Consider the following 15,608-nt stretch of genomic DNA (forward strand, 5'->3'; position numbering starts at 1 on the left):
CATCCCCTTAGTCATACCTAAATGATATTTTCACTTTCGAATTTCGCACTCAGGCTCCATAGTCCAAGGGACTTTTGTTGCTCTGAAAGGTGCAAAATTGCCGGATCGTACTCTGTTTGTGATACGCACGAATGCATTCGACCTGAATAGCAGGCTGTTGGGCCAGCGTTTGGCTGAGATTGCGGGCGCGACGGTGGTTTATGTTGCCGATGAGCGGAAGAGCATAGTGGATACTGCTGGTTACGCAAAGATCGTGACCAGCGAAGGGGCGCTAGCGGGGCTTGGCATCCGGGATTTGCCTGCGGACTGGGGGTGGTTCTGTGGGGATATGTGCTATTATCTGGCGGCAGATCGGTATCCCGATTTCGATCAATATGCGCTGGTGGAATCCGACGTTTATATTCCCGAACGCAGTGTGAAGTCCTTTGTGGAGCAGCTTCAGGCCAAGGATGTGGATGCAACTGCATTCGGGCTGGGGCCGCTAGAGAAGACCAAGCCATACTCAAAAGACCTCAAGAAGCTGGATCTGGATCATCGCTGGGGCTGCATTTTCCCCATTAGCTGCGTGACCAAGGATTTGGTGCATGTGATGCACGCGCTGCGGATCAGGGCGCTGAAACGCGACTTGCGCATCAATGATGAGGGAATTTTGTGTGGAGCGGTGCAGTTGGCAAAGGCCAGCTACAAGCCCCTCGAGCAACTGATTCCCGACCTGATTGACCCCGACACCTTTGACACGAACCCGCCGCACCTCCTCGATGCGCTCTATGCTGACCCGGAGGAGGCACGGATCTTCCATCCTGCAGTCAGTTTCGAAAAAGTTATCGACCGCATCTACTCTAGCGAGAAAAACTACACCCGCCATCGGCTTCGTCGGGTATTAAAAGAGGCAGAGGGGATGCAGCGCACCGCGATCCTCCGGACCTTGGGGCTAGACGGAGAAATCTGATGTATGACGACGGCAGCACTGTTCGTACCGGTTTTTTGGTAAAGGTGCTGAAGTTTGAGCGTAGGTTAAGAATTCTGGATGTGGGCGCCAATCCTCTTGTCGAGGGCGATGTGTCCTATAAGGGCCTGCTGGATCAGGGCTACGCCGAGGTGGTGGGGTTCGAGCCCCAAGAACATGCCTTGGCCGCTTTGCTGGAACGCAAATCCGAAGCTGAGACTTATTTGCCCTACGCGTTGGGCGCGGGGCAGGAAAAGGAACTGCATCTCTTCCAGTCCAGCGGTTTCACATCGGTCTTTCCGGCGGATGCCGCCAGTGCCCGCTATCTGGGTTTCCATCAAGCGATGAAGGAAACGGATCGGGTGCAAATCCAGACCCGCCGCATGGACGAGATCACCGAAATCGGCGCGGTGGATTTTCTGAAAATCGATGTGCAAGGCAGCGAGACCGAGATCATCAGCCACGGGCTGAAGACTTTGGCTGGGGCAGTGGCTGTGCAATCCGAGGTGCGGTTCTTTCCGCTCTACGAGGGCGAGCCGACCTATGGCGAGCTGGAGCAGGCCTTGGCCAAGGGGGGCTTCCGGTTCCTGAAATTGGCCAGCCTCAAGCACGTTTCGGCGGCATCGAAATGGCGCAAAAGGCTGCGCCGGACGATCTATTCCCAAGCGGTGGATGGCGACGGGTTTTACCTGCGGGATATGCGGCGGCCAGAGGCCTATTCCGACGATCAGCTCAAGGCCTTGGCGATCCTTGCTGACGGGATCATGGATGCGCCCGATGTGACGCTGTTCGCGCTGGACCATCTGATCGCCCGGGAGGCCATTCCAGAGAGTTCGGCCGAGGCGTATCTGGCCACTCTTCCCAGCGAATGGACCAAATAAAAAGGGGCCGCTGATCCAGCGGCCCCAAGGTGTTTTAGCGGCCTGCGTTGCTCCAGGCTTCGCGATCGATGTCCAGATCGGCATAGTCGTCGGGGTTCAGAACCGGACGGTCGACGCCTTCTTTCAGCTGGGTGCGGAAGTCGCGCAGCAGACGCATCGCCACGGGGAACAGCATCATGATGGCCAGCAGGTTCACCAGCGCCAGAATGCCCATCATCGGGTCCGAGAAGAAGAACACCGAGGTTGCCGCAGGTGCCACGGCCCCCAGGAACACGATGCCCATGATCGCCAGACGGAACACGATCAGCGCAGGCTTGCTGCGGGTCATGAAGGTCAGCGCGTTTTCACCGAGGTAGTAGTTGTAGATGATCGACGAGAACGCGAACAGCAGGATGGCGGCGGTCAGGTAGTACTGCGCCCATTCCCCAAGGTGGTGCACGATGGACTGCTGGGTCAGGGTCACGCCGTCGATGCCTTCGGCGCCGGGAACGTAGACGTCACCCAGCAGGATCACGAACGCGGTGCACGAGCAGATCAGGATGGTGTCGATGAACACCGAGAACGCCTGAGTGATGCCCTGGCTGATGGGGTGACGCACTTGGGCGGTCGCCGCAACGTTGGGGGCAGATCCCAGACCGGCCTCGTTCGAGAACAGGCCGCGACGCAGACCTTGGGCAATCGCTGCACCCATGCCGCCGCTGACGGCCTCTTCCCAGCCAAAGGCATTCTTGACGATGCTTGCGATGACGGCGGGGATTTCGCTGATGTGCAGCACGATGACCGCAACAGCCATCAGGATGTAGCCAACCGCCATGATCGGCACCACAACGTCCGAGGCCTTGGCGATGCGGTGAATGCCGCCAAAGATGATAAAGCCCGACAGCAGCGCCAGCGCGATACCGGTCCACAGACGGTCAATCCCCAGCGAATCCTGAACGGCGCCAGCGACGGTGTTGCCTTGGAACGCGTTAAAGCCAAAGCCGAACGCAGCAATCAGACAGACCGAATAGACGACGGCCAGCCATTTGTAGTCGGCTCCAAGACCGTGGATGATCGCGGTAGCGGGGCCGCCGCGGTAGCCTTCGTCGGTCTTGCGTTTGAACAGCTGCGCGAGCGAGCATTCGACCAGACTGGTGGCCATACCAACCAGCGCGATCGCCCACATCCAGAACACAGCACCGGGCCCGCCAAGGGTGATGGCCACGGCCACACCGGCGATGTTCCCGCCGCCCACACGACCGCCCACCGACACCAGCAGAGCTTCGCGTGCGGAAATCTGGGTCGAGTCGCCAGAGTTGTTCTTGTTCGACAGCACGCGGAACATGCGGCCAAAGTATTCAAACTGGACAAAGCCGGTTGCGATGGTGATGAACGCACCGAAGACGACAAGGATCGGGATCAGCGACCAGCCCCACGTCAGGTCTCCGATCTTGCCGAAGATCAGTTCCAAAAATTCCATAAGCCCCTCCCGGTCGGGTCATTGGTTAACGATTGGGGCACACTAGTTAGCGAAATCGGTGTTACCATTTCGCTAACTTGCGCAGGGTTGGCGCAACTTGTATCGAAAACAGCGTCAACTAGTGAAGGGTGAGCCCCGTGTCACGCGATTTGCCAGCGAACCTCAAGGCGCTTTGCAGCTATCACAAGTCCATCGCCGAGGTGTGCAGGCAGCTGGGGGTGAACCGCTCTCAGTTCAACCGCTATCTGAATGGCGAGACGTTTCCATCCCTGCGGCTGATGCGGCGGATGTGCGATTTCTTCGGGGTCGAGGAGTCAGAGATTCTGATGCCCCACGGCCAGTTCATGGAACTGATCCGGTTGAAGCCCCACGAATCCGGTGTCCGCGCCGAACCCAACAAGATCGCCGCCATCGCCGAGGACCTGCGCATGGGCTCGCGCCGCGATCTGGACCGGTACGTGGGTTATTACTTTACCTACTACAATTCGATGTCCCATCCGGGGATGATCCTGCGCTCGCTCACGCGGATTTACCGCACGCGCTTTGGCATCAACGTCAAAAGCATCGAAACCGTCGGGATGCCCGGTCAGCGCAAGTTCACCTGCAAATACGAGGGTGCGTGTTTCATGCTGGGGGATCGGCTGTTCATGACAGTGATGGAGATGCTGACCCGCAACGAGGTCATGCAGATCATCCTCTATCCCAGCTACAACAACCGCATCCATTACCTGACCGGCGTGGTGTCGGGGGTCGCGGCGCGGGCGCCCCGTCCGCCCTCGGCCACGCGGATCGTTTGCCAGTACATGGGCGACAATCTGGACCTGCGCAAAAGCCTGAAGCTGAGCGGTCTCTATACACCCGACGATCCCGCAATTCCGGCCGAGGTCCGCGCGATGCTGTCCGGCGGCGTCCGCGAAGGGACCGGCCTGATCGAAGCGCCTTTGCTTTAGGCGGCGGTGTATTCTCCGCACTGGCAGGTGGACAGGTAGGCGCGCTGCGCCTCTGGATCTGCGAACTGGCTCAGGGCGAACTGCACCTTGGCATAGGCCATCTCGGGGGTCATATCGCGCCCGTCGATAACGCCCGCATCGCGCAGAATGCCCCCCGCCGCATAGGTGCCCAGACGAATGCCCCCCTCGGCGCATTGGGACACGGCGACCACGGGGATATCGCGGCCTTGGGCCAGCATAAGGGCTTCGCGCAGGGCAGGGCTTTCGGGGGCGGTGCCCGATCCGTAGCAGCGCAGAATGATCCCGTCGCAGCGCTCGGCGGCATAGCAGATCAGCTCGGTGCAGGTGCCCGGCGTGATCGACAGCATCCCGACCCGATGATCGCCGACCGTATTCAGCAGCAGCTTGTCGGCGGGAATGACGGGCATGGTGGACACTGCTTCGGCCTCAAACGCGTCAAAGGCGTGGGAGTGCGATTTGCGCACCCGCCCGCCATGCAGCCGCTTGCCCGCGAACTGCACCCAGACACCGGCGGGGGACAGGATCGCCGCGTTCAGCGCGTCGCGCAGGTTGCGGGTGCCATCGGTGCCTTCCACCGTCAGGGGCAGCATCGCGCCGGTCACCACCACGGGTTTCTTCAGGCCGGGCAGGGCCAAGCACAGCGCCGCCGCCGTATAGGCCAGCGTATCGGTGCCGTGGGTCACCACGAACCCGTCGAACCGGTCATAGGCGGCGTGGATGGTGCGGGCGATCTTGTCCCACTCCGCGGGGGTGGCTTGGGCGCTGTCGATCAGCGGATCAAAGGCACTGACCTGCACCTCGGCCCCGACATTGCCAGAGGCCTGTAGCGCCTCGATCGCGGTCTCCAGCACGCCGGCTTGGGGGGCGAAACCGGCCTCGGTCTGCGCCATGCCAATGGTGCCGCCGGTGTGAATCAGTAACAAAGCCATTCTTGTCCCCTTGTCCCGTCGCTTGGTTTTTATCTGTCTCGGGCCTCGGCCCGGGCGTCTGGTGCATCATATAACGACGCCGCGCCAGATTCTGCCCCTGCAGCATCTGATGCTACTGAACCCCGAAGAAGCGTCAACTAGCACCAAAAATCCGAATGCGCCGGACAGCCGTGTTGATTTGTCACGCAGCAAGCGTATGTGCCGCCTCGTCTGAAAAGCAGGGAGGCTGCGCGATGCGCACAGAACAGGACTCACTCGGTGAAATGCAGATTCCGGCGGATGCGCTGTACGGGATCCACACACTGCGAGCCTACAACAATTTCCGGATTTCCTATGTTCCGGTGTCGGATTTCCCCGAACTGGTCCGCGCCATGGCCATGGTGAAAAAGGCCGCAGCCATCGCGAACTGCAAACTGGGTGTGCTGCCGAAATCCAAGGCTGACCCCATTCAGGCCGCCTGCGATGAGCTGATCGCGGGCAAGCATCACGACGCCTTTATCGTGGATATGATTCAGGGCGGGGCGGGGACCTCGACCAACATGAACGCGAACGAGGTGATCGCCAATCTCGCGCTGAAGCGCATGGGGCACGGGCTGGCCGACTATGACCACCTGCACCCCAATGACGACGTGAACAAATCCCAATCCACCAACGATGTCTACCCCACGGCTCTGCGTCTGGCGATCCTGCTGAACATGCAGAGCCTGACCGCCGAACACCGCCGCCTGTGCGAGGCGTTCGAGGCCAAAGCCACCGAATTTGACGGCATCCCCAAGGTCGGCCGCACCCAGTTGCAAGACGCGGTTCCAATGACACTGGGCCAAGAGTTCCGGTCCTTTGCTAACACCATCGAAGAGGACATCGACCGCCTACAAGACGTCTCCAAGCTGCTGCTCGAGGTAAACCTTGGCGGCACCGCCATCGGCACCGGCGTGAACACTCCCGCCAACTACACCGACGTGGCTGTGGCGCAGCTGATGCAGGTCTCGGGCTTCCCCGTCCGCGCGGCGCGTAATCTGGTCGAGGCGTCGTCGGATCTGGGGGCGTTTGTGGCTTTCTCGGGCATTCTGAAACGGGTCGCGGTGAAGCTATCCAAAATCTGCAACGACCTGCGCCTGCTGTCCTCTGGCCCCCGCTCCGGCATTGGCGAGATCAAGCTGCCCGCGGTTCAGGCTGGCTCCTCGATCATGCCGGGCAAGGTGAACCCCGTGATCCCCGAGGTCGTAAACCAAGTCGCCTATCAGGTGATCGGCAACGACCTGACCGTGACCATGGCCGCCGAGGCGGGCCAGCTCCAGCTGAACGCGATGGAGCCTGTGGCGATCTTCAACATCCTCCAGTCGATCCGCATCCTGAAGCGCGCGATGGCATGTCTGACCGACCGCTGCGTCGTAGGCATCGAGGCGGATCAGGACCGCTGCACGTATCTGTTGGAAAACAGCCTCGCGTTGGCGACCTCTCTGGTGCCCCAGATCGGCTACGAGAAAGCTGCCAAGGTTGCCAAGCACGCCCTGAATAACGGCCTGTCCGTTCCCGAAGCGCTGGCGGCGCTGGGGATCACGGCCGATCTGACATCTGCCGCGTAACTGCGGCATCCGCTCCCCCTCCCGGCTCCGGCCGGTAATAGGGCGTGGCCTTCGGGCTGCGCCCTATTGCATTGCTGCATCGCGGGCGCATTCCTCGCGGAAGCGGGCGGTGATTTCGGACTCCCGCAGGGGGGTGATGACGCCAATCTCGCGCCGGAAATCGGTGTCGCCTAGGGGCAGGCAGTGGACGTTGGCGAACTTGGCCGCATAAGCCTCGGCCTGAGGTAGGATCGACACCCCCAACCCGTCCGCCACCATCGCCAGAATAGCCGGGATGTCGTCCAACTCGGCCCAGTCTGCCACGTCCAGCCCCTGCGTCTCCAGATAGCGTTCCACCTGACGCCCGCCGAATGACTTGCGGTTGTAGCGGATGAACGGCTGGCTCTGCACAGCCTCGCGCCAGTCGGTGATGCTGCCGTCTTGCGTCGCGACCACAAAGGGTTCGGTCAACAAGGGCTGCCATTTCAACGCGGGCGGCAGGCCAAAGGCGGGCTTGATCACCACGGCCATGTCCAGCTGCCCCGCATCTAGTTTGTCCAGTAGTTCCATCGAGGTGCCCGGTATCACCTCGATCCGCACGCGGGGCAGGGCGGCATGGTACCGCGCCATCACCCGCCGCAGTATCGTCGGCTGGACCGAGTTGATCGCCCCCACCCGCAAGCGCCCCGTCTGCTGCGTCAGGTCCAAGGGTTGGGTCAAGGTATCGGCCAACGCCACCAGCGCCTCGGCCCGCGCCAGCACAGTCCGCCCCATCCCGTTCAGGATCGCGGCCCTCCCCGTCCGGTCGAACAGGCTGTGCCCCAACTGATCCTCCAGCCGCTTGATATGGCCGCTGACAGCGGCTTGGGTCAGGCCGATCCGGTCACCGGCGGCGGCAAAGGTGCCATGGCGGGCGACGGCGATCAGGGTGCGCAGTTCGGTCAACATTCATAACGATCCGTTTTGCTCAGGTCGATAACATACAGTTTTTCATGTTCAATGGTCAAAGCTATGGTCGGAACAAATCTTCAAACCGGAGGCACCATGTCCGCACGTCAAATCCCGCCCTTCCACCTCGCTTTCCCCGTCAACGATTTGGAAAAGGCCCGCGAATTCTACAAAGGCCTGCTGGGATGTGGCGAAGGCCGCAGCTCGCCGGATTGGGTGGATTTCGATTTCTACGGCCACCAGATCGTCGCGCACCTTGCACCGTCCGAATGTGGCGAGGCACAGCGCAATGCCGTGGACGGCCACGGCGTGCCGGTCCGCCACTTTGGCGCGGTGCTGCCGATGGACGAATGGCAGGCGCTGGCCGACCGCCTGACCGCAGCGGGCGTCGAGTTCGTGATCAAACCCTACATCCGCTTCAAGGGCGAGCCGGGCGAGCAAGCCACCATGTTCTTCAACGATCCCTCGGGCAACGCGGTCGAGTTGAAGTCCTTTGCCGACATGAACAATCTCTTTGCGAAATAACAGCCGCTTGAGCTGTTGCCGCAAACGCGCATATTGGGGGCGATCAGAGCAGGAGCGCCCCCGATGACCCATCCCGCCCCCGGCCTCGAAGTTACGGGATATTGGATGAAAACCGAAGAACACCGTAACTGGCTGCGAACGGAAGCTCAGCGTCAGTTCGACTTCTTCCGCCCTTCGGTTCGCAAGGGCGGCGGGTTTCACGTGCTGGGATATGATGGCGCACCGCTGCCGAGTACGTTGCAAGAGCTGCACTCGACCACGCGCTTGGTCCATTCCTATGCGATGGGCCATCTGGCGGGGCAGGCGGACTGTCAGCCGATCATTGACCAAGGCATGGCCTACCTGTGGAAAGCCCATCGGGACGAGGATTACGGCGGCTACGTCTGGGGCGTGAACGATGGCGAGATCGCGGACGGGCGCAAGCTGGCCTACGGCCATGTCTTTGTCCTGCTGGCGGGCGCCTCGGCGAAAATGGCGGGCCACCCCGATGCAGACCGGCTGATTGAGGATGCGACCTCGGTCCTCGATTTCCACTTCTGGCAAGAGGATCACGGCCTGCTGCTGGACGAATGGACCCGCGACTGGACGCCCTTTTCCAAATATCGCGGGATGAACGCCAACATGCACGGGGTCGAGGCGCTGCTGGCCGCCTATGAGGCGACGGGCCGCGACCTCTATCTGACCCGCGCGGGCCGTATTCTGGCGTTTTTCATGCGCACTATCGCTGGTGCCGAGTGCTGGCGCATCCCCGAGCATTACACCGCGCAATGGCAGATCGACCGCGACTATTCCGGTGATCCGATGTTCCGCCCCGCAGGCACCACGCCGGGCCACTCGCTGGAATGGGCGCGCCTTTTGCTACAGCACTGGGATCTGGTCGGCCGCCCCGACGACGGCACGCTAGAAATCGCCCGAAACGTGGTTGCGCAGGCGCTCAAGGACGGGTGGGATCAGGACCGTGGCGGTATCGTCTATACTCTGGATTGGCAGGGCAAACCCGCCATCGCCGACCGCTATTGGTGGCCCGTGACCGAAGCCATCGGCGTGCTGGCCAGCGTGATCAAAGCAGACCCGACCGCGCAGGACGAAGAGTGGTATCGCCGCCTATGGCAGTTCGCCGATGCCCATTTCATCGACCACACCCGTGGTGGCTGGTACCCAGAGATCGACGCGCAAGGTCAGCCCACGACCACCCAGTTCGCGGGCAAACCCGACATCTACCATTCGCTTCAGGCGGCGCTGTTCCCGCTGGCGGGTGGCCTGTCGCGCTATGGGGCAACCTTTGCCGCAAACCCCCTGTGGTAAAGCAAAAGGGGCCGCACCGCTGCGACCCCTCTTTCACTCAGTAAGGCAGGCCGATGTAATTCTCGGCCAGCTCGCGCCGCGCCGTCTCGGACTCGGCCAGATGCTGCAGGGTGGACTTGCGCATCTGCTCGGCAAAGCTGTCTTCGCCCTCGAACCGGTGCAGCATCGTGGTCATCTGCCAGCTAAAGCGCATGGCCTTCCAAATCCGCTTCAACGCCAGTTCCGAATACCCGTCGATCCCTGTCCGCGAGCCGCCCTTCACAGCGTCAATCAGCGCCTGATGCAGGTAGAACACGTCGGACGCAGCCAGGTTCAGGCCCTTGGCGCCGGTCGGCGGCACGATATGCGCCGCGTCCCCGACCAGGAACAGGTTCCCCCAACGCAGAGGCTCGGACACAAAGGACCGCAGCGGCGCAATCGACTTCTCGATCGAGGGGCCGGTGATCAGACGCGCAGCCGCCTCCGAGGGGATGCGGCGCGTGAACTCCTCCCAGAACCGATCGTCGGACCAATCGTCCACGGTGTCGGTCAGCGGCACCTGCACGTAATAGCGCACCAGATTTTCGTTCCGCATCGAGGCCAAAGCAAATCCGTGGCGCGAATTGGAATAGATCAGTTCATCATGAACAGGGGGCGTGCGGGACAAAATCCCCAACCAGCCAAAGGGGTAAACCCGCTCGAACTCGCGGCGCTTTTCTTCGGGGATGGTCTTGCGGCTGACCCCGTGGAAGCCGTCACAGCCCGCCACAAACAGACAGTCCAGACGCTTTTCCTGCCCATCGTGAACAAAGGTCACATAGGACTGCGCCTGATCCAGATCGTGGATCGCAACGTCCTGAACCCCGTGCAGGATGGTCGTCCCCATGGCGTCCTGCGCCGCATACAGGTCGGTGGTCACTTCGGTCTGGCCGTAAACCATAACCTGCTTGCCGGTCAGTTCCTTGAAGTCGATGTGAACCATCAGCTCTTCGTCGGTCAGATAGCAGCCATCGTGCGGAATGCCTTCGACATCCATACGCACCCCGACGCCCGCTTCGCGCAGCAGATCCACCGCGCCCCACTCCAGAATACCGGCGCGAATACGCGACAGCACGTGATCCCGTGTCGAGCGTTCCAGAATAACGGTTTCAATTCCCGCCTTGTTCAGCAACTGCGACAGCATCAAGCCCGACGGTCCACCGCCGATAATCGCGACCTGCGTTTTCATAAAAATCCTCCCCGTGTTCGCCGGACCAATCTGCCTGCGAAGCACGGGAAGGGTAAATGGCAGCGTCCTGCCAACTCTGGTAGTTTTCGTGCATGAAGGCGCATGGATCAGCGCCTCCTTTGACCTTCATCTTGGCCCAAATACCCCCGCCGGAGGCTCCGGCCCTAACCGATCTGGCTCAGCAGATTGCGGGTCTTCGCGACATAATCGGCAAAGGCCTGAATGCGCTCGTCGCGGCTCATCGCTTTCGGGCGGGGAATTTCCAGCCCGATCGGCACACCCTCGGGGCAGGCGCGCAAAAAGGCTTCCAAATCAATCTGTCCATCCCCCGGCGCAAAGCGTTCGCCCCGCGCGGTGTGCAGCAATTCCTCGGTCGTGTAGCTGTCCTGAACCGGTGCATCGCACAGGTGGACAAAGGGCATCCGCGCTGCCGGAACCGTTCGCAACTGGTCCAATCCCGACCCGCTGCGATCAAAATGCAGACTGTCGACCAGCACGCCGACCGCATCGCCCGCTTGCTCGACCACTTTCAAGCAGGTGGCCAGATCGGGCACCGAGGTCCACGGGAAAAACTCCAGCACCACCCCAAGGCCGCGTTCAGCCGCCGCGTCTGACAGCGATCCAATTGTATCCGCCAGCCGCGACAGATCGGGGTCATAGGGGGCCAGAATAGCGGTTTTCGCACCCAACTCGGCCCCGGCGTCAAAGAACGGCAGCAGGCTTTCGGCGGTGGTTTCTTCGGTGACTTTGACAAACTCGATGTCGTTTACCCGCAGACCGGTCTGGCGCAATGCGTCCTTGGTCGCCTGCATCATCGCGGGGTCCTGCCACAGGGGATAGCCGGGCGAATCCTCGGTCACTTTGATCAGGCGCAGTCCCACGGCGTCCAGCCCCGCCTCGGCGGCGGCGTGGATCAGGGCAGGGGGCGCCAGTTCGATGGCGCTGAGATGAGCAATAGACAGGGGCCGGTTCATGCGGCGTCTCCTTTGGTGGCCGCGTCACGGCCTGCAATAAATCCGAACGTCAAAGCGGGGCCAAGGTTGATCCCCCCCGCCGGATAGAACCCTCCGAACACCGAGGCATTGTCTGCCCCCGCCGCATAGAGCCCCGGAATAACGTCGCCGCTGCCGTCCAGCACCCGCGCCCGCGCGTCCGTCGCCAGTCCGGCAAAGGTGCCAAAGCTGCCGGGGATCACCTCGACCGCATAAAAGGGGCCTTTGCGGATGGGCGCGACGTTGGGGTTGGGCTGCTGTTCGGGGTCGCCCTGCAGGCGCATATAGGGGGTGGTGCCGCGCCCGAATTCGGGGTCCTGCCCCTGAGCCGCGCCGGTGTTCCAGTTGCGCACAGTCTCGGCCAGACCAGCGGGATCGATCCCGCAGGCACGGGCCAGATTCTCGATGGTTTTGCCGGTTTTCAGGTAGCCGCGCTTGATCCACTGGCCAAAGGGCACAGGTTCAGGCCGCACCACCCCGATCCCGAAACGCCGCAAGAAGCGGTGATCGCAGATCAGCCAACTGCGGGCAGGGGTGCCCTCGGGGGTGACCCGCAGCAGGGCTTCGACGTAATCGTGGTACCCAAGTCCCTCGTTGCAAAAGCGTTTGCCGTTCGCCAGCACCCCGATCAGGCCGGGTTTGCCGCGGTCGATGATATGAGGGAACTGCGCCACCCGCCCGTCCGGCCAGCGCACGGTGGACACAGGGCAGAATGCGGCGGGACGGGCCAGATCGGTGCGGACATGGGCGCCAACCCCTTCGGCCAAGGCAAGGCCGCCGCCATTCGCCGTGGGAACGGCCAGCGTCTCATGCTCGTCATTGCGGGGAAACGTCGCCTGACGCCGCGCCGCATCGTGGGCGTAGCCGCCACACGCCAGCACCACGCTGCGCGCCGAAATCTCGGTCCCGTTAGACAGGCGCACGCCGGTCACAGCGCCGTTCTGTTGCAGCAGCGCAGTAACCGTCTGCTCCACGCGGATATCTACCCCCAGATCGCGGGCCGATTTCAGGAGCCGCCCGACCAAGGCAATCCCGTTCCGCAAATCCATGCCTCGCCGGTACACCAGCAAGTCGCGGAAATGGCGCAGCACCCGCACCGTCGCATAGGCAAAGGATTTGGCCGACCGCGTCATCGTCATGAACGCCTTCAGGTCGGGCCCCGACTGGATGGTCATCCCGAAAAAGGTCGTTTCGCGCACGGGGTGGCGCAGGATGTCGATGTCCCGTCCCAACTGGCGCGCGTCAAAGGGGCGGGCGATCACGGAGCGGCCGCCGGTGCCCGCGCCCTCGAGGTGGCCATAGGTGTCGGGGATCACCAGACCGCCGTCGAATTGCAGGGCGGTGTTTTCCTCGAAGTAGCTGACCATCTGCGGCGCGGCGGTCAGAAAGGCGTCCACGCGGTCCGCTTCGAAATAGTTGCCCAGAACGCCTTCCAGATACTTGCGGGGGGCATCCGGTTCTTCGGTGATGCCTGCGCGTTTGGCGACGGGGTTGCAGGGGCTCCAGATCCAGCCACCGGACCATGCGGTGGTCCCGCCGATCACGGTATCCTTTTCCAGCAGCAGTACGCGTGCCCCGTGGCCCGCCGCAGTGACCGCAGCCGACAGGCCCGCCGCGCCCGATCCCAGAACGATCACGTCAAAGCTAAGTTTTTCAGGTGTATTTTGTCCCATGGCCGCTCCCCCAACCCCTATGTCGGGGGGCATTACGCAGGGATACACGCATAACGTCAATTACAACTATATCGAATTCCGTAACATCGCGTTAATGTGGGTGCGGGAGGAATCAACGAATGAAAGAAATCACCCTTCGTCAGATCGAGGTGATCCGCGCGGTTATGCTGCGTGGCACGATTAGTGGCGCGGCGGACCATCTGGGGGTTTCCGCGCCCGGTATCAGCCGCCTGATCAAGCACACCGAAGAAAGCCTTGGCATCCGCCTGTTCGAGCGGCGCGCCGGTCTGTTCATCCCCGCGGTCGAGGCCGGCGCGGTCTTTGACCAGATCCGCGAGGTCTACAAAGGCGTCGAGAACCTGCAACTCGCGCTCGACTCCCTGCAAAAGGGCGAGGACGTGCGGCTGGCCTTTGCCTCGGCCCCGTCGGTGGCGCAGTTCATCGCGACGCGAGCGATCCGCGATCTGCGGGGGCGTTATCCGGACCTGTATATCGACCTCAACATCCTCAAGATCGAAGAGACAGTGGACTACCTGCTGCTGGAACGCGGCGAGTTCGTGATCATGAGCAGCCCCGTCCAGAACGCCGGCATCGAAAACACCCAGATCGCCGAAGGCCGAATCGTTGCCATTATGCCAGAGGGGCATCCTTTGGCCTCGCAGGCCGAGGTGTCGGTCTATGACCTGCAGCACGAGCCCCTGATCGGAATCGATCCGACCGACCCCTATGGTGAAATTCTAGCCAGACCCTTTCAAGAGGCGGGGCTGAAGGTGCAGCACTCGATCCGTGGACGCTTTGCCCAGACGCTGGTCAGCTTCGTGCGTCACGGGCTGGGTGTCGCCCTGATCGACGAGTTTTCCGTGGCCGAGGTTTATATGCCGGGCCTTGTGCGTAAACCCTTGAAGGAAAAGGTTGTTGTCCGGTCCTACGTGGTGCAGAAGAAGGGGCGCAACCTGTCGGCCTTTGCCGAGGATGCGATCCGCCTGATCACGCGCGAGTTGAAGGACGCCGCGAAACATTGGCGATAAAAGCGCACCCGTCAAAATAACATTATGTTAATGGCATCAAATTTTTGATATTTGACGTTATCCCTTGGCAACGTCAGGCTATGGACCTAACGGATGGCCGTGCAACCCCATCCGCTTCTATCTCATTGGGAGGAGATACCATGAAACGTTTCGCTCTCGGCGCCGTGTCGGCGCTTGTTCTGGCTGCAACCGGTGCGCTGGCTGCTGATTACCCTGCAAAAGAAATCCAGGGCATCATCCAGTGGGGTGCCGGTGGTTCGACCGACACCGTTATGCGCTCGGTCACCCCGCACGCCGAAGAAATCCTGGGTGGCACCGTTGTCATGCAGAACATGACCGGTGGCGTTGGCGCAATCGCGCTGAACTACGTCGCGGACCAGTCGGCTGACGGCTACACCCTGCTGATGGGCGCGGAAAACCCGCTGCTCTACAAGGTCATGGGCCTTGGCAAGAAAGACTACAGCGACTTCGTTCCCGTAAACGTTCTGGCACGCGGCACCCCGATCCTGGTGGCAAGCCCCAACGCGCCCTTCGACGATTACGCTGGCATGATGGCCTATATCAAAGAGCACCCCGGTGAAGTTCGCTTTGGTGCAACCGGCCCCGGCGGTCTGCCGTCGGTCGTGACCGCGATGATCGAAACCATCGAAGGCGATCTGGACGTAATTTCGGTTCCCTACGACGGTGACGGCCCCGCGCTGACCGCTCTGCAGGGTGGCGCCATCGACGTGATGCCCGCCGTTCTGGGTGCAGCGATCGAAGGCATCCGCGCTGGCAACATGAAGCCGCTGGCTCTGTTCGACGTCGCGAAATCGGACAAACTGCCCGAGGCGCCCGCGGTCACCGACTTCAACGCCGCCTACAATGACTACCTGCCCTGGGGCCCCTTCTTCGGCGTATTCGTTGCCAAGGACACCCCCGCGGACGTCGTTGAAAAGCTGGCAGGTGCCTATGCCGAAGCCGCAACCAACCCCGAATTCGTCGAGCTGATGAACAACCGTGGTTTCACCATGATGAACATCGCTGGCGCAGAAGCTGAATCGTTCCTGTCGACCTGGCAGCAGAACACCACCTGGCTGCTTCAGGACGCCGGTCTGACCAAGACCTCGCCCGAAGAGTTCGGCATCGCCCGTCCCGGCAAATAATCAAAAGACAGCATATCCCTGAACGGGATCTGAC

At 61.7% G+C, this 15,608-nt stretch carries 14 protein-coding genes; 8 read left to right on the forward strand and 6 right to left on the reverse strand.

Annotated features, from left to right (window positions below; translation table 11 throughout):
* The first annotated feature begins 97 nt into the window (after positions 1-97).
* Positions 98-949, forward strand: coding sequence for a hypothetical protein (locus HJ536_RS11830; RefSeq protein WP_177157868.1), 852 nt, complete (start codon positions 98-100; stop codon positions 947-949).
* A complete protein-coding gene (locus HJ536_RS11835) occupies positions 949-1,827 on the forward strand; it encodes an FkbM family methyltransferase (protein ID WP_177157869.1) in 879 nt (292 codons plus the stop codon). Before HJ536_RS11830 ends, HJ536_RS11835 begins: the two co-directional genes overlap by 1 nt.
* Positions 1,828-1,861: 34 nt before the next feature.
* Here HJ536_RS11835 and HJ536_RS11840 read toward each other — a convergent pair whose 3' ends face one another.
* Positions 1,862-3,286 (reverse strand): alanine/glycine:cation symporter family protein, encoded by a 1,425-nt coding sequence (locus HJ536_RS11840; protein ID WP_177157870.1) that lies wholly within the window; start codon positions 3,284-3,286, stop codon positions 1,862-1,864.
* 137 nt (positions 3,287-3,423) lie between these two features.
* Between HJ536_RS11840 and HJ536_RS11845 the strand changes: the two genes are divergently transcribed.
* Positions 3,424-4,236, forward strand: a complete 813-nt coding sequence (locus HJ536_RS11845; RefSeq protein ID WP_177157871.1) for a helix-turn-helix domain-containing protein — start codon at positions 3,424-3,426, stop codon at positions 4,234-4,236.
* Here HJ536_RS11845 and HJ536_RS11850 read toward each other — a convergent pair.
* On the reverse strand, positions 4,233-5,186 hold the full coding sequence (locus HJ536_RS11850; protein WP_177157872.1) for an asparaginase: 954 nt from the start codon (positions 5,184-5,186) through the stop codon (positions 4,233-4,235). The genes HJ536_RS11845 and HJ536_RS11850 overlap by 4 nt on opposite strands.
* Positions 5,187-5,419: 233 nt before the next feature.
* Here HJ536_RS11850 and HJ536_RS11855 point away from each other — a divergent pair, with 233 nt between their 5' ends.
* Positions 5,420-6,772, forward strand: a complete 1,353-nt coding sequence (locus HJ536_RS11855) for an aspartate ammonia-lyase (RefSeq protein ID WP_177157873.1) — start codon at positions 5,420-5,422, stop codon at positions 6,770-6,772.
* A 63-nt stretch (positions 6,773-6,835) separates the two neighbouring features.
* Here HJ536_RS11855 and HJ536_RS11860 read toward each other — a convergent pair whose 3' ends face one another.
* The gene (locus HJ536_RS11860) at positions 6,836-7,699 is read right to left on the reverse strand and encodes a LysR family transcriptional regulator (protein WP_177157874.1); all 864 of its coding nucleotides are present in this window, start codon (positions 7,697-7,699) and stop codon (positions 6,836-6,838) included.
* A gap of 96 nt (positions 7,700-7,795) precedes the next feature.
* Between HJ536_RS11860 and HJ536_RS11865 the strand changes: the two genes are divergently transcribed.
* Together HJ536_RS11865 and HJ536_RS11870 are read left to right on the forward strand one after the other, a co-directional pair.
* Positions 7,796-8,224, forward strand: a complete 429-nt coding sequence (locus tag HJ536_RS11865) for a VOC family protein (protein WP_176854844.1) — start codon at positions 7,796-7,798, stop codon at positions 8,222-8,224.
* Between the two features lie 63 nt (positions 8,225-8,287).
* Complete coding sequence (locus HJ536_RS11870; RefSeq protein ID WP_177157875.1) at positions 8,288-9,529, forward strand: AGE family epimerase/isomerase; 1,242 nt, start codon at positions 8,288-8,290, stop codon at positions 9,527-9,529.
* Between the two features lie 37 nt (positions 9,530-9,566).
* On the opposite strand, the gene pobA is transcribed toward HJ536_RS11870, so the two are convergent.
* The 3 genes from pobA to HJ536_RS11885 all read right to left on the reverse strand — a co-directional run bounded on the left by pobA (position 9,567) and on the right by HJ536_RS11885 (position 13,401).
* Positions 9,567-10,736: a 4-hydroxybenzoate 3-monooxygenase gene (gene pobA, locus HJ536_RS11875; protein ID WP_177157876.1), complete on the reverse strand. Its 1,170-nt coding sequence runs from the start codon at positions 10,734-10,736 to the stop codon at positions 9,567-9,569.
* Positions 10,737-10,900: 164 nt separating this feature from the next.
* Positions 10,901-11,710, reverse strand: a complete 810-nt coding sequence (locus tag HJ536_RS11880; RefSeq protein WP_177157877.1) for a sugar phosphate isomerase/epimerase family protein — start codon at positions 11,708-11,710, stop codon at positions 10,901-10,903.
* Positions 11,707-13,401 carry an FAD-dependent oxidoreductase gene (locus HJ536_RS11885; protein WP_177157878.1) on the reverse strand — a complete coding sequence of 565 codons (1,695 nt, stop codon included), beginning with the start codon at positions 13,399-13,401 and terminating at the stop codon, positions 11,707-11,709. Before HJ536_RS11885 ends, HJ536_RS11880 begins: the two co-directional genes overlap by 4 nt.
* Before the next feature lie 119 nt (positions 13,402-13,520).
* Between HJ536_RS11885 and HJ536_RS11890 the strand changes: the two genes are divergently transcribed.
* A complete protein-coding gene (locus tag HJ536_RS11890; protein WP_176854853.1) occupies positions 13,521-14,429 on the forward strand; it encodes a LysR family transcriptional regulator in 909 nt (302 codons plus the stop codon).
* 140 nt (positions 14,430-14,569) lie between these two features.
* Complete coding sequence (locus HJ536_RS11895) at positions 14,570-15,574, forward strand: Bug family tripartite tricarboxylate transporter substrate binding protein (RefSeq protein WP_177157879.1); 1,005 nt, start codon at positions 14,570-14,572, stop codon at positions 15,572-15,574.
* Positions 15,575-15,608 lie beyond the last annotated feature (34 nt).

Source organism: Donghicola mangrovi, from assembly GCF_013377535.1.
Taxonomy (GTDB): Bacteria; Pseudomonadota; Alphaproteobacteria; order Rhodobacterales; family Rhodobacteraceae; genus Donghicola; species Donghicola mangrovi.